Here is an 18,463-nt window from a genome sequence, read left to right on the forward strand (position 1 = left end):
TATTATGCCTGTACACAAGAAGAACGACTGGTTTGCTATATTTAATTATTGCTTTCTCGCGTTAGTTGCATTGCTCTGTTTGATTCCGATGATTCACATATTGGCCGTTTCCTTCAGCTCTAGCGCCGTTGCGGCAACTGGTAAGGTAACTTTGTGGCCCAAGGATTTTACATTAGCCTCCTACGAATTTGTGGCGCAGCGGGCAGCCTTCTGGAAATCCATGATTATATCTTTGCAGCGTATCCTTTTTGGAGGCGCTATTAATCTCTTGCTCACCATAATGGTAGCCTATCCGCTCTCTAAGGAAAATGGCGAATTCCGCTTTCGCAGCTTTTACTCATGGAGCTTCTTCATTACTATGATATTTGGCGCGGGTCTAATTCCTACCTATATGGTCATCAGACAGCTTGGGTTGATGGATACCATTTGGGCGCTCGTTCTGCCGACCGCAGTACCCGTATTTAGCGTTATTCTGCTATTGAATTTTTTCCGGATGATTCCGAAGGAATTAAGCGAGTCAGCCTATATGGACGGCGCTGGACATTGGATAACGCTATGGCGCATTTATGTTCCGGTTTCCTTGCCTGCCTTAGCGACAATTTTGTTGTTTTCACTTGTCGGCCACTGGAACAGCTGGTTTGATGGATTAATTTATATGAATAACCCCAGCAATTATCCCGTGCAAAGCTACATTCAGACGATTGTAGTTCAACGCTCCTTCAGCACGATGACACCTGAGGAAGCGAAGCTAATGGCAAGCATATCGGATAAAACGATGCGCTCTGCCCAAATTTTTCTAGGGGCGCTGCCCATTATTTGCGTATACCCGTTCCTTCAACGATTTTTTGTAAAAGGGATGGTATTGGGAAGTGTTAAAGGGTAGTATGGAAGATAATAGCGTATAAACAGGATAAACTTTAAACAAATAAGGGAGGAGGTTCATATCAGAGGCAGTATATTCGCGAGGTTGGTTGCGACATTTTTAATGGCGATCCTACTTATCATCCTTCTGGGGATTTATATGTATAATTGGAGCCTAAACACAGTAAAGAATGAAATTATAAATTCCTCGACTGCACAAGTATCGTTTTATCTTGAAAGTCTGGAAGATGAGGTAGAACGTATAAAAATATTGCAATACGATAGTCTTAACGATGAATATCTAGCTAAGCTGGCCATCCGCCATTCGATTATGAATGAATATGACACAGTGGAAAGCATGAGAAAGCTGCAACAGCGACTGGTTACCATCCATAATAGCAGCTCCTATATCGCTAACGTAAGTGTGCATATTCTCTCTATTCAAAAAACGATATCCTCCACCACCTCCGTAAGTCCTATTGATATGGATAAATTCGAGCACCTCAGGGTGCCGGAGGGGGAGAAGGGGGCACAACTGGTGAAGTATAAAGACAAACTCTACTTGACCACTCTTCACGCTGGAAAAGCGGGAATTTCCCAAATGTACTTGATTGAGGTGGAGATCAATACGACCGCATTGCAAGAAGCATTAGGGCAGTTCCGCACGTATGCCGATAGCGGCACCTTCTTAATCGATCTGACCCACAATGTGGTCATACCTGGAAAAGGAAATAATGATGCGGTATTGCTGGAGGATCTTACAGAAAACGATCTTAAGCTTGAAAGTGGAAACATTGGCTACAGCAAGATTAATGGGCAAAATATTTATGTAGTTTCCGTGAAGTCAAACTACCTGAACATGCTTTTGCTGCGTTATATTCCGCAAAATTTGATTTTTGTCCCCGTTCAGAGCTTTTATATATGGTTATGGATATTTACAGGCGTGGGATTGATGATCATTGTTCTCTACTTCGTATACACGTATAATTTGATTCATAAGCCAATGAGAAAGCTCGTGGGGTCTTTTCGACAAGTAGAGAGCGGCAACTTCAACGTGCATATTCCAGTAAATAAAAAAAACGAGTTTGGTTATTTATACAAAGGCTTTAATTCTATGGTTCAAAATGTATCTGCCTTAATTGATCAGGTATACAAGCAGAAGATTCTCAATCAGAAGGCAGAGCTAAAGCAATTGCAGTCTCAGATCAGCCCGCATCTTCTTTATAACAGCTTGTTTTTAATTAATACGATGGCAAGGTTAGGGGATGAAAATTTAATTGCTTTTACGAAGCTTTTAGGTGATTATTTCCAGTTTGTTACAAGGAATGCTTCGGATTATTTGCCCTTATATCAGGAAGTGGAGCATGCACGAACGTATACCGATATTCAGCTCATGCGTTTTCCTAGCAGACTGACGATCCATTTCGAAGATTGTCCGGATGCGGTCAGGGATATACAGGTACCTAGACTGATTATTCAGCCAATCATTGAAAATGCATTTAAGTATGCTGTGGAAAAAACGAAAGACAAGGGAATCGTTTCGATAAGCTTTCGTCTCGATGATCGCGCCTTGCGTATTATTGTTGAAGATAATGGAGCTCATTTATCGGATGAAACACTGGTATCCGTGCATAAGCTTTTTTACGATAACACCAATATTGAGACCTCAGGTCTAATTAACATTCATAGACGAATCCGGTTGATTTACGGCGACGAAAACGGATTGAGCCTAGAGCGAAGCTCTATGGGCGGTTTAAAGGTGACGTTGCGACTTAACCCGAAGGCGGGGGTTTGAGCATGTACAGACTCTTAATTGTAGACAATGAAGAAATGATTGTGAATCATCTTTATGAAATTTTTCGCGGCATGACTCATTTGGACCTTGATGTTTATAAGGCCTATAGTGGAGAAGAAGCGATTGAGTGGCTCAATCGAACAAGAATTGATATTGTACTGACCGATATTGATATGCCTGTTTTAAACGGCATGCAGCTAATGGAGGAAATTTTTCGAAGCTGGCCCCAATGCAAAGTTATTTTTTTGACCGGCCACAGTGAATTTGAATACGTATACAAAGCCATTCAGCATCGGAACGTCAGCTTTATTCTTAAGGCGGAAGACATTGATAAAGTGATTCAGGTTGTAGAAGAAACCGTAGCAAAAATTCGTAAAGAAATAAAGACGGAAGATTTAATTCGAAATGCAAAAGAGCAAGTCCACATGGCGCTAGATTTGTTTCAAGAAAATTATTTGCTATGTATTCTAAAAGGGAATCAAACGGTACAAATCAGCAAGGAGCAGTTTGAACAGCTATCCATTCCGATTAATGTGCAATGGCCCGTCACTTTAGTATTAGGCAAAATTGATAAGTGGCCTGAGGTCAGCGACTACATGCAGCAAATGCAGCAGATCTATTCTGTTCGTCAAATTATTCAAAGGTATTTGTCTACGCATGTGAACATTGCCATTGTTTTAGATGAAAATCATCGGTTTGTCATTTTTGTCCAGCCTAAAGAATCATTATCCATCACCTTTCCGGCAAATGCGGATATGATTGAGCATTATTTCAATAAAACGGTTTCGTTCCTTAAAGGCATATTGGAGGTTATACAGTCAGCTTGTCAGGAGAACATCGGTATGCCTGTCAGCTTTACTGTCGGCAGTAAAGCAAGCTGGTGGGATTCTGTGTCCAGTCAGTATCACTCGCTGCACCATTTGCTAAACTATCGGATAGGCATTGAGAATACGATTCTTTTAGTTGACAGTGAGATCAATGATGATAGGAGCAATGAGGCTGACCCGGTTGAGACTTATGAAGAAGAATTCGATGAAGGAGAGAAGCTGGTAACAGCGCTCAAGCTAAAAAATCTTTCGGTTATCGAGCAGCATCTGGAGTCGGGGAATAAGGAGAAGTATTTTGAAGCTCTGGAGCAGCTGCTGGTTCCTTTAAGAGGCATTCGCAGTAAAAACAACGTCAATGCACAGGAGGTCTATTACACCGTAGCTCTTTATCTGATGTCATATATAAACAGATGGGGGCTGAATATGAAGGTAGCCAGTCAAATGGGACAAACACAGCTGATGCGAATTGATTTTTTCGATACGTGGAACGCTGCGGCGTTGTATTTGACGGAATTATCTTCTGTGCTTTTTAATATGCAAAAGGTGGATCAGAAGAAGCGGGCAGACAATATGATCGAATACTTAAAGGGATTTATTAGAAATCATTTAGACGAGGATTTGTCACTGGTCAGATTGGCGGAACAAGTGCATCTGAATCCATCGTATTTGTCACGCATCTACAAACAGGAGACGGGGAGAAATCTGACGGAGTTTATTGATTCCACTCGGTTAATTCAAGCAAAGGAACTGCTCAAGAGTGAAAATATTAAAATAAGCGATATTGCCCGGCGTGTAGGGTATGAATCAGCTACATCCTTTACCCGCTTTTTTAAAAAAGCAACCGGACATTCGCCACAGGAATACAGAGAAAAGTATATTTTACGAATGCCGTAAATGTCAAAATCAGCTCGGTGATTGCCCCTATGAAGGGGCTTTTTTTCATAATAGCACGCTTGCTGCCCTTCGCTGGCCAGCAAGCGTGCTCACATAGATTTGCGATATTCGTTGGGAGACATGCCGGAGGCGTTGCGGAACAGCTTAATAAAGTAGCTGGTATGCTCATAGCCTAGCTGCTCCGCGATTTCGACCACGGTCATGTCGGATTGATTCAATAGCTCCTTTGCCTTCTCCATCTTCGTCCGCGTGACAAATTCGACGAAGGTTTCCCCGGTTTCCTGCTTGAAAATACGGCTGAAATGCGAAGGATTCAAATTCAACCGATGGGCCATTTCATCCATGGCGATTTTCTCCCCGATATGGGTTTGAATGTAGCGTTGGGCTTCAGCGATCTCCCTCCGTACCGTATGGTCGCGCAGCATCTGAATATCGGCAGCCTTCTCTTCGAGAAAAATTTGCAGCCATTCCAATAGATGCTTCAGCGTTTCAATAGAAGCAATTTGCTGCTGCTGCTGCTCACTATTGAAGTTGATCACGAAGTTTTGCATTACCGTATATTTGAGCTCAAGCTCCAATGCCATTTTTAGTACCCAGCTTTTCACAGATTCGACCGGATATACCCCATCTTGAATGAAGGCTCCCCATCGCGTGACCGTAGCTGAAATGAGCGCCTTTTCTCCCCCAAGCATACTGTCCTTCAGCTCCTGAAAGGCCTTGGCATAATGCAGAAACAAATCCTCCTTCGTCGTTTGGAGCGGCTGCAGCTCTGCATAGACGAGCTCTCCTGCATAGAATCGGAACAGCTTCACATTCATTAAGTCCTGTAATTGCTTCTTCAATTGTTGGAAATCTTGAGCTACATCACCGCGATAGAAGGATATCCCAATTCCGAGGTGTCGGTGCACTAATTGTTGAACACGCTTTAGCTCCGTTCGGATATCCTCATGAAGATTGCGTTTTAGTGTGGTCGGGAAAGGAAACAGCAGGAAGTATTGGCGTTCGTTCGGTACAAGCAAAATAACACCTTCGTATTGAACGACTTCCTGCAAGGCGTTGTCGATGACGAATTGCATATTCATGGCTCCGCCAAACCGACTTTCAAGCTCGAATGAGCGCTCCGGCAGTACCGCAACAGGCAGGTAGGGCATGCCATCACGGAGATGAATGCCCATTCGCTCGGCCTCGTCATTCCACTCCGCTTCGTTCCATATGGGCTGCTCCAGCAGCTTGCGAATGAATCGGGTATGAATGACGGATAAATTTTGCTGCACGACGTTTTGCAACTGGAGACGGCTGATCTCAGCCTGCTTCTCTTCAGCTAACGTGCATGCAAGCTGCTCCAAAACCGTAACGACATGCTCCATGCGAAGGCTTTCCTTTAAGATATAATCATTGACGTTAAGCTTAACAGCTCTTTGGGCATATTGAAAATCCTCATGACAGGATAAAATAATCGTTTTCAAACGAGGATTCGCTTCGCGCGCCTTCTCGATGAGAGCAAGACCGTCCATCACGGGCATGCCAATATCCGTTATGAGAATATCGGGTTGTTGGTTTTGACAGGCTTCCCATGCTTCACCTCCGTTGGAGCAGAGTGCGGAAAGCTCAAAGCCAAGCTTGGTCCAAGGTATGATATGACTTAAATAATCCAGCACCGGGTAATGGTCGTCTGCAATAATGACTTTAAACATGGTGTTCACCTACCTCTACAGATTCAGCTGGCTCAGCAGCAGGAAAGAGTAAAACGATGGTTGTTCGTTTGCCATACACGCTATCAATGTCCATCTCAAACTGGTCACTGTATAAGAGCTTCAAACGGCTGTACACATTAAATAATCCGATTCCCGAGGCGACTGCTCGTTCCTCCGCAATCATTTGCTCAATGACGTCCCGTTTTTGAACATTGAAGCGACTTTTCAAATGCCGAAGCGTTTCCGGTGTCATGCCTAGACCATTGTCTTCGATTGTAATACGCAGCATATGGGCATCTGTCGCTACCTTAATCGTAATGATACCACCGCTCTGCGTAAATCCATGCTTATAAGCATTTTCGATAATGGGCTGCAAAATAAATCGAGGTACGGTTATCGTTAGCGGGTCTGGCTGAATGTCCAGGTGACACTCCGTCGGGAATCTCATCGTATATTTCATTAAATCAATATACTGCATCGTCGTTTCGATCTCGGCATACAGCGTTACGAATTCATTTTGCCTCATTAAGCTTGCCCGCAGCAGTGAGGCTAAGGAGCCGACAACATGGGCGGTGTCTTCATCATGCTTCATTAATAGCTTCAAGCGTATGGAGCTTAGGATATTGAACAAAAAGTGCGGATGTACTTGCGCCTGCAGCATCGCCATTTCCGCTTGCCTCTTTAATTGTTGCTCGATCTCTACCTGCTGGAGCATCTGCTGAATCCGATCCAGCATCGTGTCGAAGGAGCGTCCCAAACGCCCAATTTCGTCACGGCCGCGAATATTGGAGCGATAGTGCAAATCCCCTGCTTCTACCTTCTTTACGGCCTCGCCCAGCAATCGAACCGGTTTCGTGAATCTACCCAATAGATAGGTCAAAGCAAATAAGAAAAAAACGGCAAACAACGATTGGAGCAATAAGGCAGGCTGATAGAAGGTATTTAATTTACCGGTAAGCTGCTCATAAGGCGCCAAGCTGACGAGTCTCCAGTCCGCATAACGCAGTGGAAGCGAAAGATGAATTTGATTTTCTCCACGCAGCTGAATAAAGCTTGGTGAAGAGCTTGCCTCCTCGTTCATAATCGTGTCGAAGGACTGTCCTATGATGTCAGCGTTCCGATTGGATAAAATGATATTCTCGTCACTCAGCAGGTAAACATCCTCTTCCAGATCAGCGAACAGATCCCGAATGGAATCTTCCGTTCGACTGACAATTAGATAGGCAAAGGGGGCTTGATTAATAGCCTCCGTTAATGCCCGAGCGGTCAAATAAACATAGCCTTGATCATGATTCAGCGGCGGCAAGTAGTTCCGCAATCCACCCAAAAACAACGTCTCGTAGGCCGTCAGTCGGGATGCTCTGCCAAACCAGTCTTGCTGCGCAAATTGCTGAGGCTCGAAATCATAAAAGGAATAATCGGAATAAGCACGGCCATCCCTTGTCAGCAAAGTTAGCCGTAAATCCGGCTTCTCTCCCGCAATTTGCTCTAACCGTGTCGTTAGCTGTCTGGCCGCACTTGGATGATCCCGGGCTTCCTCCAGCAAGGTTTTAATCTCGGGATCGAATTGGACGAAGTTTGAGATGGACACAAGCTCCTCCATAATGGCATTGGCTTGAGATTGCACAATGGCAAGAGATTGCGTTGCTTTCTCAAGGGTATGCTCTCGAATAATTAACTTAGAGTAGTAGCTGCTAATATACAGCATAGCTACCGTAGGCAATACCAGACAGGCAATCGATGTCAGAATTAGCTTTTGCCGCAAGGATAAATGCTTTAGCTTTAATATAACACGCATGATATTGTGTCACCCCTCGTTGCCATTCTTCTTTATAAAGCAATACTACAGCATGCGGATGAACGATTCATTCAACATTTTTTGCAATGAAGGAAAAAATATCGCAAAACTTTTTTGTTTTAGAAAAAATCGTTGCATGTTTGCCTGGAACGCGCCACCTATAATGAGGAAGACAGAGAGGACAGTGAGGTGGCAAATTTGGAGCAGACAAAGAGAAGTGGTTTGGATCAGGGGGCAAAAACAGGCAAGACACTCCGAATCCGCAAGCAAGGGTTTTACGACATGCTTAATGGTTATTTATTTATTTCGCCCATGTTGGTATTGACTATGACGCTGGTCGTAATTCCGATCATTTTGTCAGGGCTAATCAGTTTTACCGAGTGGAACTTCATCGCAGGGCTTGATGGGCTAAACTTTATCGGCTTTGAGAATTATGACAAATTGCTGCATGATGAAGGGTTCCATCGTGCGCTTCGGAACAATGTCATTATGATTGCGGTCGTGCCCGTATCGATGTTTTTCGCGCTGGTGCTTGCGGCTTTGATTAACACAGCGACCTACTTTAAAGATTTCTTCAAAGTTATCTACTTTATGCCTTTTATTTCAAGCTTCGTCGCAATCGCTTTATTATGGCGAGTATTATTTCATCCCAACAGCGGACCGATTAACGGATTTTTGCGAGCGATAGGCATTGAGAATCCGCCGCTTTGGCTGGCGGACCCGCAATTCGCGCTGATTGCCGTCATGATTATTATGGTGTGGACTTCGCTTGGTTTTAATATGGTCATTTATTTGGCAGGCTTGCAGGGGATACCGAAGGATATTTACGAGGCGGCCGATGTAGATGGCGCTTCTCCTCTGAGGCAGTTTTTCACGATTACCTTGCCTATGCTTACTCCGACAACGTTCTTTTTGCTCATAACAGGAGTGGTTGGCTCGTTCAAGGTGTTCGATCTCATTATGGTGTTGACTAGCGGCGGCCCTGCCGGCTCTACCTCGGTTATCGTTTATTACCTTTACGAAGCGGCGTTTGTTAACCTGCAATCCGGTTATGCGTCTGCGATGGGTATCGTGCTGCTGCTCCTGATCTTATTCGTGACGCTAATTCAATGGATAGGTCAGAAGAAATGGGTAAATTACTAGGGGGAATACACATATGCAATCCGTCAGCGTGAGCCGTCTGATCATCACGGCTCTAATGGGAATCGTCGGGATATTTTTTATCCTCCCATTCATTTGGATGTTATCGGCCTCGTTCAAGCCTGAACTTGATGTCATGACCTATCCCATACAATGGATTCCAAAAACATGGTATATGATAGAAAATTACACACAGGTCTGGTCGGGTGCTGTTCCTTTCACGCTTTATTACTTAAACAGCATTAAAGTGACACTAATGGCTACTGCCCTGTCATTAATCATTTCGGCTATGGCCGCTTATGGATTTTCCAAGGTGATCTTCAAAGGCCGGGAAGCTATGTTTATCTTAGTGCTCGCTACTTACATGATTCCGTCTCAGGCCATCCTTGTGCCGCAGTTTATGATGTTTCGCTGGCTTGGCCTGTTCGATAGCCATTTCGGTCTTGTGCTGCTTGCGGCATCGGGAGTATTAGGCACGTTTTTGCTGCGCCAGTTTTTTATGAGCGTCCATAATGAGATTATCGAATCTGCGCGAATCGACGGCGCGAATCACTGGATTATTTTCTTCCGAATCGGGCTGCCGTTAGTTAAGCCTGCGCTCGCGACTTATATGATTTTGCGATTCATTTGGACATGGAACGATTATCAGAATCCTCTCATTTTCCTGCGCTCTGAAGCCTTGTTCACGCTTCAGCTGGGAATTCGGAAGTTTGCCGATTTTAATGGAGAGTTTTATTCGCTTATGATGGCGGGTGCCGTCTCTGCGATCTTACCACTGTTGATCATCTTCATTGTAGGCCAGAAACAAGTTATTGAAGGCGTGGCCTCAGGAAGTGTCAAAGGATAGATAACGATTATTCAAGGGGGAATTTCAATGTTAAAGAAAAAATGGATTCAAGTGACTGCCGCTTCAGTTTTGGTTGCGCTTGCAGCATCAGCATGCTCAACGGCAGGCGGCAATAATACGGCGGCGGAGACGGGAGGCAAGAACTCTTCAGACGGGGCAGTCACCACCATTAAATTGCATACTTGGTACCCAAAGAAAGCTGATAATTGGGATATCGTAATCGAGGAGTTCGAGAAGAAGCATCCAGAGATCAAGGTGGAATTCAACTCCGCAGAGGACAATAACTCGAATGAATATTATAAAAAGCTGGATTTAGCTGCGGCCTCTGGCGATGATCTGGATGTTATTATGTTTAGCAATATGTCATTTCTCAGCCAGCGCGCCGAGCTAGGCCTATTGGAGCCAGTGGATACGTATATCGAGAAGGAAGGCTTCTCTCTAATGGACGAGTATTCCTCGGACACACGCATCAAGGATGTCACCTATGGCTTGCCAGGCAAGCTTGCTACACCTATGGTTTTCATCAATGAGAGCCGGCTCAAGGAAGCGGGACTGCAGCTCCCGAAGAATTGGACCTGGGATCAGTATATGGAGTATGCCAAGGCAATGACGACGACGGCAAACGGCAAAACGCAATACGGCACCTATTTCCACAGCTGGATTCAATTCGGTTATTTCATTCAGAATATGGGGCAATCGTCTACCGGAGCCAATCTCACGACGGACGATGGCTTGAAAGCAAACATTGATACACCGGGAATCAGGAAGTCATTGGAGGTTCGTCTTCAAGGGGAACGAGAAGGCTCTGCGACGCCATATTCGGAAATTGTAAGCCAAAAGCTGAATTACCGCCCTCAATACTTTAACCAAGATACGAGCATGATTACGATGGCATCATTTTTGGTGCCGGAAGCCGGGGGAACGGAGCAAGTACCTGCAACGTTCAAAACCGTGTTCGCACCACTTCCGACGATGAATGCAGGAGATCCGATCACAGGCAACGTCAGCGGCGACGTATTGGGCATATACAGCAAGTCCAAGCATAAGGATGCGGCTTACACCTTTATCCGCTGGTTCACAACGGAAGGAATCGTGCTGCAAGGCAAAAACTTCCCTTCATGGAAAAAAGCCGATCTGAACAAGGTTGTAGACAGCATCATTGCGGGCACGAAAACGCCTGAAAACATTGATAAGGAATCCTTAATGTATGTTCTCGAAAACACGAAGCAGACTACCCCAGCTGTCGCTGTTCCTTACCATGCAGAATTAGAGAAGGTATTCCTGGAGGAATTTGATAAAATGATGTTATCCGGCGTCGATATCGATACGACGATTCGCAATGCCGAAGAAAAGATTCAGAAAATTATTGATTCCAAGCAGTAAAAAAATGATGTGCAGCGCGGATCGTTATTCGCGCTGCACATTTATTATCCATTATGAGGAGTGATAAGGATGCTATACCCTATTAATACGTCTTCTCGCAGCGTTATCGACTTGTCCGGCATTTGGAATTTCAAAACAGATCCCGGAGTCGGTTTACGGGAAGGCTGGCACATGCAGCCGCTAAGCGACACGATTGCAATGGCTGTTCCGTCTTCTTATAACGATATCGGCGTTAACGCCGATATCCGAAATCATGTAGGATGGGTTTGGTACGAGCGGGAAATCATTATTCCGAAGACGCTGGCCTCGCAGCGAATCGTGCTTCGGTTCAGCTCGGCCACTCATGAAGCGAAGGTGTATGTGAATGGAACGCTGGCCGTAGAGCACACAGGCGGCTTTACACCGTTCGAGGTCGAACTTAACAGTCATCTGCTGCCGCATAAAAATAGGCTTACTGTCGCCGTCAATAATATTTTGGACGAATCGACGCTGCCCGTGGGACATTTCATGGAGCGCGAGATTGAAGGGGTGGGCAAGGTCGCTCGAAATAATCCCAATTTCGATTTCTTTAACTATGCGGGACTGCATCGTCCTGTGAAAATTTACACGACGCCTTACAGCTTTATACAAGATGTACAGATTACATCTAGCGTCAAGGCTGACGGCTCCGCGGAAGTGAGCTGCAAGGTTGACAGCACCGGAGAGTCCGACGTGCGTATCAGCATTCTGGATGAAGCGGGAAGCATCGTTGCCCAAGGAGAAGGAGCACAAGGGAGCTTCCTGCTGGCGGAGGCTAAGCTTTGGGAGCCTATGAATGCTTATTTGTACACGTTAAAGGTGGAGCTGGTTCAAGGAGGAGAAAGCATTGATGAGTATGATCAGCCCTTCGGCATCCGAACTGTCGAAGTGGCGGGCGGCAAATTCCTGATCAATGGCAAGCCGTTCTACTTCAAGGGCTTCGGCAAGCACGAGGATTCGCCGATTCATGGACGTGGCATTAACGAGGCGGCCAATGTCATGGACTTTCGTTTAATGAAGTGGATGGGTGCCAACTCGTTCCGTACATCCCATTATCCTTATTCGGAAGAAATTATGAGACTGGCTGACAGGGAAGGCTTCGTCGTGATCGACGAGGTGGCTGCCGTCGGTCTGCATTTGAATTTTATTCCAACGCTGACGGGTGGAAAGCGACGGGAAACGTGGAAAGAGCTGAGAACCTATGAAGCGCATCGGGAAGCCATTCGCGAGCTAATTGCGAGAGATAAGAATCATGCATGCGTTGTGATGTGGTCTATCGCCAATGAGCCGGCGACTTCTGAGGAAGGCGCGCGCGAGTACTTCGAGCCGCTAATTCGCTATGCGAAGGAATGTGACCCGCAAGGACGTCCCGTCACAGTGGTAACGCTTCAGGAAGGGAGCCCGGAGCATTGCAAGGTATCGGATCTGGTAGATGTTCTCTGCTTGAATCGGTATTACGGCTGGTACGTTGAAGGCGGGGAATGGGCTATTGCAAAATCGAGACTTCGCAAGGAGCTCCAAGGCTGGATGGAGCGTTGCCCAGAGAAGCCAATCATTATGACGGAATATGGCGCGGATACGATCGCAGGCTTCCATGATGTTGATCCCGTCATGTTTACCGAGGAATTTCAGACCGAATTTTTACGGGCGAATCATGAGATGTTCGACGAGTGCAGCCATTTTGTCGGCGAGCATGTATGGAACTTTGCCGATTTCAACACCAGTCAGGGCATCTTCCGCGTTCAAGGCAATAAAAAAGGGGTATTTACGCGTGACCGCAAGCCAAAATTAGCAGCACACGAGCTGAAGAAACGCTGGGAAGCCATTCCAGACTATTATTATAAGGGTTAGCCCGTTTTCCAGTCCTAATTTTTAATACTTTGATGATTCATCACACCCTATATATGGTTAAGCTGCATCTATCATTTTGTGGATGTTTGCTTTACTCTCGAAAATGTGTTCGCCAAGCTTGCCTTGACATATGGCATTTAGAAGAAAGGTAAGGGTCCATATCTTGTTTGTTCGTGAGTCTCCGCGCACCGATAGGGTCGATGCGCGGAGGCTTTTTGTCGTGTGGCGGCGAGGGAAGCGATTGTTGTGACATGTGTACAAGGCAATTGTATTCAACCCAAATTCAAGGGGAAATTGCACGTCTCTTTTTGGTAAGTATTGAAAAATGAAATTTACAAACGAAAAATATGATATTTTCAGGAACACTATTAATATAAAAACATTTAGTTAATTCGAAAAATGTTTAAGGTCGAATTAGAATTTGCGTAATAGAACTTATAATACCGATAGTTCCTGCTATTATCAGGATAATAGATGTTTTCTTTTGTGAGGTATCTGTAATTAATTTGAAGACACCTAATCCCACAAGAACAACAGCTATAAATAAATTAATGTATACAAGCCAGATGCTCATTTTAATACCTCCAAGCTTCAAAGATCTTATGAACGTGCCCAAACATAGTAGACAGGAGGAGCATATAAACCTCTAAAATAGATTCCTTTGAATCCACCTAAACTGTCTGCTAAACCGATTGCTGCAAAGCTAAAACTGTTAAGGAAGAGGGTAAGAAACAGAACTCTCTATATGGTAACAGATTATGGATAAAGTGTGGTATATTAGCTATGAACCTTCAAAAAAGCTGTTTTTAACCATAGAGAGATTTATAGTGGAGATCGAAACTTTTATACCGAAATCCAAGAGGATGGTGTGTATGGGTGGAAAAGAGTATGAGGGATCAGCAGCGATTGAACGCGGTCATAGCATTTGCAGACCATGTGCTTAAGGAGGGAAGGGGCCGCAGCGGATGGGAGGCTAGCCCGTTGCTTGCAGACGGAATTGACGTCAGGACAAAGGAGCCTGTCACCTGGCGATTTCCCGGAGGGCGCGAGGTGGTGATGTCCAATTTGGCGAGCCAGCAAAATCTTTTTCGCACCTTTGTTGGGCTGTCGAGGCTTACAGGCGATGCGCAGTATGAAACGGCTGCTAAATTAGCGATTAAATTTCACTTTGATCAGCTTCAAAGCCCGTGCGGCCTGCTGCAATGGGGCGGGCATCGCCTGATTGATTTGAAAACGCTGAAAGTTGCCGGAGCGGAGGAAAAAAACGGAATGGTGCATGAGCTGAAAAACCATTTTCCGTATTATGAGCTCATGTACGAGGTTGATCCAGCAGCTACCATCCGCTACATTAGAGCGTTATGGAATGCACATGTATTCAACTGGAGCACCCTCGAAATTAGCAGACACGGCAGCTTCGGCTTGAAAAGCAGCAGGCTGTGGGCACACGAATTTCGGGATGCCGAGCCGTTTGCAGAGGTAAGCGGGCTGTCTTTTCTGAACGCGGGAAATGATCTAATCTATGCGGCAGGGATGCTGTACAAGCTGGCGGGCGAGAAGGGAGCTCTGCTCTGGCTGAAGAGGCTTGCCCGCCAATATAACAAGGCGAGAAATGTGGATACAGGCTTAGGTGCCTATCAATTCAATCAAGCGAGAAAAGTGTATGCTACAAATGACGACAGCAATACGCATTCCCGCTTCGGGGACAGGGCTGGGCGGCAATTCGGTCCCGAGTTTGGAGACGCAGCTTTGGAAGGCAAAATGCTGCTGGAAGCGCAGGCCACTACCGTCTACTATGAAAATACATTGATGCAGCTCCAGCTTGTAAGCACGATTGGGGATGCTGTAAAGGAGCTGGCTCAATGGTCAAGGCAAGGGCTCGGCGCTTTTTTGAAATACGGCTACCTTGCGGAACAGAATACGTTTAAGCCGATGCTTACCGACAGTACGGATTTATCGGGATACGTCCTTAAACGGGACGGCTATTATGGAGATAAAGGCACCCTCATTAGCCAGTTTCCCGCTACTAGCAAATTTTTGCTTTCTTATGTAAGGACGTTTATACAAACGGGCGACGAAAGCCTATGGGAAGCAGCAAGAAGCATCGCCAAGGGGAATGGACTTGGGGACATCGGCCGCGAGCCTGGCGTGGGTGCTGCTCTGGATTTCAGGGCGCCATGCGACGATGCAAGAGCGCTTTATGCGATGCTTGATGTGTATTCGAAATTCGGACATGCAGAGTACTTGGAAATGGCTAGAACAATAGGCGATAATATCGTCAGCAAAAAATTTCATTTCGGCTATTTTCTGCCGGCAAGCAACTGCAAGTATGCGAGCTTTGATGCAGCCGAACCGCTTGCCCTTCTTGCTCTGCATGCTGCAATTGAGGCAAAGCAGCAATATGTTCCCGCTTTCATTGATGGGAAAGGATTTTTTCATGCCAATATGCAAGCTTTGGATGGCACCATCAAGACATGGAAGTCCCCCCAGCTGTACAAGGTAACGATCTGAGCTTATTGCTCGACCAATTCTATAATGCCCATATTATTTTTGTACAAAAAAACGACCTTCTTATTGCTGATAGCCGGAGCCTCCAAAGCCTCGGCTATGACTATATAGCCAAGCTTCTTCAGTTGATCGGTCTTCTCCGACAGGTTCGACGTTTCATAGCAGAAATGATAGGGTGTGCTTCCAGCTTTTTTTAACAGATTTTTAACCGGGGACTGGTCATTAAGCGGACAGACCAGCTCCACTAGATAGGTACCGTTTTTAATAAATTGAATGACTATATTCCGGTGCTCATCCTGACATTTTTCACCCTCCACTTCGTATCCAAGGGCAATAAACTCCTGCAATGCCCTATCTATATCCTCTACGACGTAGCCTACATGATGCACCTTCATATGCTTCCACTCCTACTTTCGTTTATTTTCCATATTCATCCCTATACCAAAGACTTATGGGTCTCATAGCCCACTTCACAAATATAATATAATCCTCTAGCGTCAAATAAACAAGATAATTGACATCATCGACAAGAAAAGGGAATTCGTTGACAACGATTCGACAATCGTCTACGATAAAAATGGCTTTGTTGTAAAAAATTATAAACTTCCAGATGTAGCGGCTTAAAGCTAGAGAAGGCTGTAAAAATGCTATATTATTCCATGCAAGGGGAGAAGTTTCGTGAATATGACCAGTCGTGATTTAAATCTCGTATTTTCGGCAACGTTTACAGCAGAACCAGTCAGAAGGTCCCTAGTATTTTGGTTGGAGAAGCTAGGGATAAACGCTGCTATTCAATATGAGAATCAGGTGTTCAAGCAACTGCTCGATCCTTACAGCGCAATGCGCCAAAACAATGGGATCAACGTCATACTCATTCGTTTTGATGATTGGTTTAGGGTTGAGGATGGTTTGGAAACGGAGATCAGGAAAGATGCTTTATTGCAAACCAAAGTCGACCGAAACATCGTTGATCTGCTGAATGCTGTGAAAGCATCTGTAGAAGCGACATCAGCCATTCATATCGTATGCATTTGCCCTCCTTCGCCACTAATGGAATGGAGCACCGAAACGACTAGCGATTATATAGAGATAGAGAACCGATTATATCAAGGACTTCAGGGGCTGACCGGGGTTGTACCCGTTGCTTCTTCTGACATTCTGGAGCTATACCCCGTAGCGGATTACTATGATTTCCATTCGGATAAAATGGGCCATATTCCGTACAAACAGATCTTTTTTGATGCGCTCGGTACGGTCATTGCCAGAAAAATCTATTCGGCCACAAGCTTGCCTTATAAAGTCATTGTGTTGGATTGTGACCAGACGCTGTGGAAGGGTATTTGCGGCGAGGATGGAGTGGATGGAATCGAAGTGGACTCCTACAGAAAGCAGCTGCAGGCGTTTATGCTGGAGCAGCAGCGCTTAGGGATGCTCCTATGTTTTTGCAGCAAAAATAATGAAAGCGATATCATTGAGGCGCTGAAGCGTCCCGACATGTTGATCAAGCCCGAGCATATCGCGGCCTCCAGAGTCAACTGGGAGCGCAAATCAGATAATTTGGAAGCATTAGCTAGAGAGCTGAATCTGGGTCTCGACAGCTTCATCTTTATTGACGACAGCCCCGTCGAATGCATGGAGGTTAAAGCCCGCTGTCCTCAAGTTTTGACGTTATGCTTGCCTGAAAAAGACGAGGACATCCCGCTTTACTTAAGCAATATTTGGGCATTTGATCGTATAAATACGACTGCGGCAGATGCGAGTCGTACAGCATTGGTTAAGCAAAATACGGAGCGGAATAAGTTCCAGCAGGAAATGCTGTCCTACGAAGCTTTTATTAGCGGACTGGAGCTGAACGTCAGCATTTCTCCGCTAGGTGATGCAGAGCTGGCAAGAGCGGCTCAATTGACTCAAAGGGTGAATCAATTTAACTTTACTACGATTAGGTACTCGGAAGCGGAGCTTAAAAGGATCGGCAACGAGGACAATATGAGCTGCTTTACCGTAGCTGCCAGTGATAGATTTGGAGATTATGGAATAGTAGGCTTGGTTGTATGCCGCGAGCAGGGTTCAAAGCTTATCGTGGACAGCTTCCTGCTTAGCTGCAGAGCTTTAGGCAAAGGAATCGAGTATACCATGCTTGCGAAAATGGGCGAATTGGCTTCGGCCAAAGGTCTGGGCCAAGTGGACGTTGTTTTTGTTCCAACCGCCAAGAACGAGCCTGCCGCGCAGTTTTTAGACTTAATCGGAGCACAAAGCGCAGCAGCTTCGGCTGAAAATAAAGCATATTCGTTCACGGCTGCGTTTGCGAAAGCAATAGACTTTACGGCCTACCTGGAGCAAGCCGGCCGCATACGTGAGGAAGTTCATATAGCCGCGCAGCAGACGGCAAGCGGTGCTGATCCGATCATTTTAGAGATGCTGGACGATATTGGCAGGCATTTGAATACGTCGAGAAGCATACACGCCAAAGTGGAGGCGGCCTCGCAAGGCATAACTGGCGAGCGGGCGGAGTATGTAGCTCCAAGGAATGAATTCGAGAAAAAAATATTGAACATTTGGGAAGAGGTTTTAGTCATTGAGCAAATTGGAGTAATGGATAATTTGTTTGAGGTGGGCGGCGAATCCATTAAAGCGATTCAGATCTTGTCCAGAATTCGAGAGGAATTCGAAGTGGATTTGCCAATGACGGTACTGTTCGAAGGATCGCTTACCATTGCAGGACTCGCCGAGGCCGTCGAAACCAGCCTGCTCAGCAGCTTCGATGAGGACTCGATTGCGGAACAATTAGCGGCCTTGGAAAACCTGACGGAAGAAGAAATCGAGCAGCTGCTTCGGGAAGAGAGCGAGTGA

12 protein-coding genes are annotated in these 18,463 nt (G+C 45.6%); 9 read left to right on the forward strand and 3 right to left on the reverse strand.

Annotated features, from left to right (window positions below; translation table 11 throughout):
* Positions 1 to 4 precede the first annotated feature (4 nt).
* The 3 genes from V5J77_RS09850 to V5J77_RS09860 all read left to right on the forward strand — a co-directional run bounded on the left by V5J77_RS09850 (position 5) and on the right by V5J77_RS09860 (position 4,377).
* Positions 5 to 883, forward strand: coding sequence for a carbohydrate ABC transporter permease (locus V5J77_RS09850; RefSeq protein ID WP_338555600.1), 879 nt, complete (start codon positions 5 to 7; stop codon positions 881 to 883).
* 84 nt (positions 884 to 967) lie between these two features.
* Positions 968 to 2,656 carry a histidine kinase gene (locus V5J77_RS09855; protein ID WP_338555601.1) on the forward strand — a complete coding sequence of 563 codons (1,689 nt, stop codon included), beginning with the start codon at positions 968 to 970 and terminating at the stop codon, positions 2,654 to 2,656.
* A gap of 2 nt (positions 2,657 to 2,658) precedes the next feature.
* Complete coding sequence (locus tag V5J77_RS09860; protein ID WP_338555602.1) at positions 2,659 to 4,377, forward strand: helix-turn-helix domain-containing protein; 1,719 nt, start codon at positions 2,659 to 2,661, stop codon at positions 4,375 to 4,377.
* Positions 4,378 to 4,466: 89 nt separating this feature from the next.
* On the opposite strand, the gene V5J77_RS09865 is transcribed toward V5J77_RS09860, so the two are convergent.
* Together V5J77_RS09865 and V5J77_RS09870 are read right to left on the reverse strand one after the other, a co-directional pair.
* Complete coding sequence (locus V5J77_RS09865) at positions 4,467 to 6,071, reverse strand: helix-turn-helix domain-containing protein (protein WP_338555603.1); 1,605 nt, start codon at positions 6,069 to 6,071, stop codon at positions 4,467 to 4,469.
* Positions 6,064 to 7,869: a histidine kinase gene (locus V5J77_RS09870; RefSeq protein ID WP_338555604.1), complete on the reverse strand. Its 1,806-nt coding sequence runs from the start codon at positions 7,867 to 7,869 to the stop codon at positions 6,064 to 6,066. The genes V5J77_RS09865 and V5J77_RS09870 overlap by 8 nt, the downstream gene beginning before the upstream one ends.
* Before the next feature lie 189 nt (positions 7,870 to 8,058).
* Between V5J77_RS09870 and V5J77_RS09875 the strand changes: the two genes are divergently transcribed.
* The 5 genes from V5J77_RS09875 (at position 8,059) to V5J77_RS09895 (ending at position 15,616) form a co-directional block, all read left to right on the forward strand.
* Positions 8,059 to 9,012, forward strand: a complete 954-nt coding sequence (locus tag V5J77_RS09875; protein WP_338555605.1) for a sugar ABC transporter permease — start codon at positions 8,059 to 8,061, stop codon at positions 9,010 to 9,012.
* Between the two features lie 13 nt (positions 9,013 to 9,025).
* A complete protein-coding gene (locus tag V5J77_RS09880; RefSeq protein ID WP_338555606.1) occupies positions 9,026 to 9,856 on the forward strand; it encodes a carbohydrate ABC transporter permease in 831 nt (276 codons plus the stop codon).
* Between the two features lie 27 nt (positions 9,857 to 9,883).
* Complete coding sequence (locus V5J77_RS09885; RefSeq protein WP_338555607.1) at positions 9,884 to 11,239, forward strand: extracellular solute-binding protein; 1,356 nt, start codon at positions 9,884 to 9,886, stop codon at positions 11,237 to 11,239.
* A 69-nt stretch (positions 11,240 to 11,308) separates the two neighbouring features.
* Positions 11,309 to 13,108: a beta-glucuronidase gene (gene uidA / locus V5J77_RS09890; RefSeq protein WP_338555608.1), complete on the forward strand. Its 1,800-nt coding sequence runs from the start codon at positions 11,309 to 11,311 to the stop codon at positions 13,106 to 13,108.
* Positions 13,109 to 13,996: 888 nt separating this feature from the next.
* Positions 13,997 to 15,616, forward strand: a complete 1,620-nt coding sequence (locus V5J77_RS09895; protein WP_338555609.1) for a hypothetical protein — start codon at positions 13,997 to 13,999, stop codon at positions 15,614 to 15,616.
* Between the two features lie 2 nt (positions 15,617 to 15,618).
* On the opposite strand, the gene V5J77_RS09900 is transcribed toward V5J77_RS09895, so the two are convergent.
* Positions 15,619 to 16,008, reverse strand: a complete 390-nt coding sequence (locus V5J77_RS09900; protein ID WP_338555611.1) for a VOC family protein — start codon at positions 16,006 to 16,008, stop codon at positions 15,619 to 15,621.
* 289 nt (positions 16,009 to 16,297) lie between these two features.
* On the opposite strand from V5J77_RS09900, the gene V5J77_RS09905 reads away from it, so the two are divergent.
* Positions 16,298 to 18,463, forward strand: a complete 2,166-nt coding sequence (locus tag V5J77_RS09905; protein ID WP_338556687.1) for an HAD-IIIC family phosphatase — start codon at positions 16,298 to 16,300, stop codon at positions 18,461 to 18,463.

Source organism: Paenibacillus sp. KS-LC4 (assembly GCF_036894955.1).
Lineage (GTDB): Bacteria > Bacillota > Bacilli > Paenibacillales > Paenibacillaceae > Pristimantibacillus.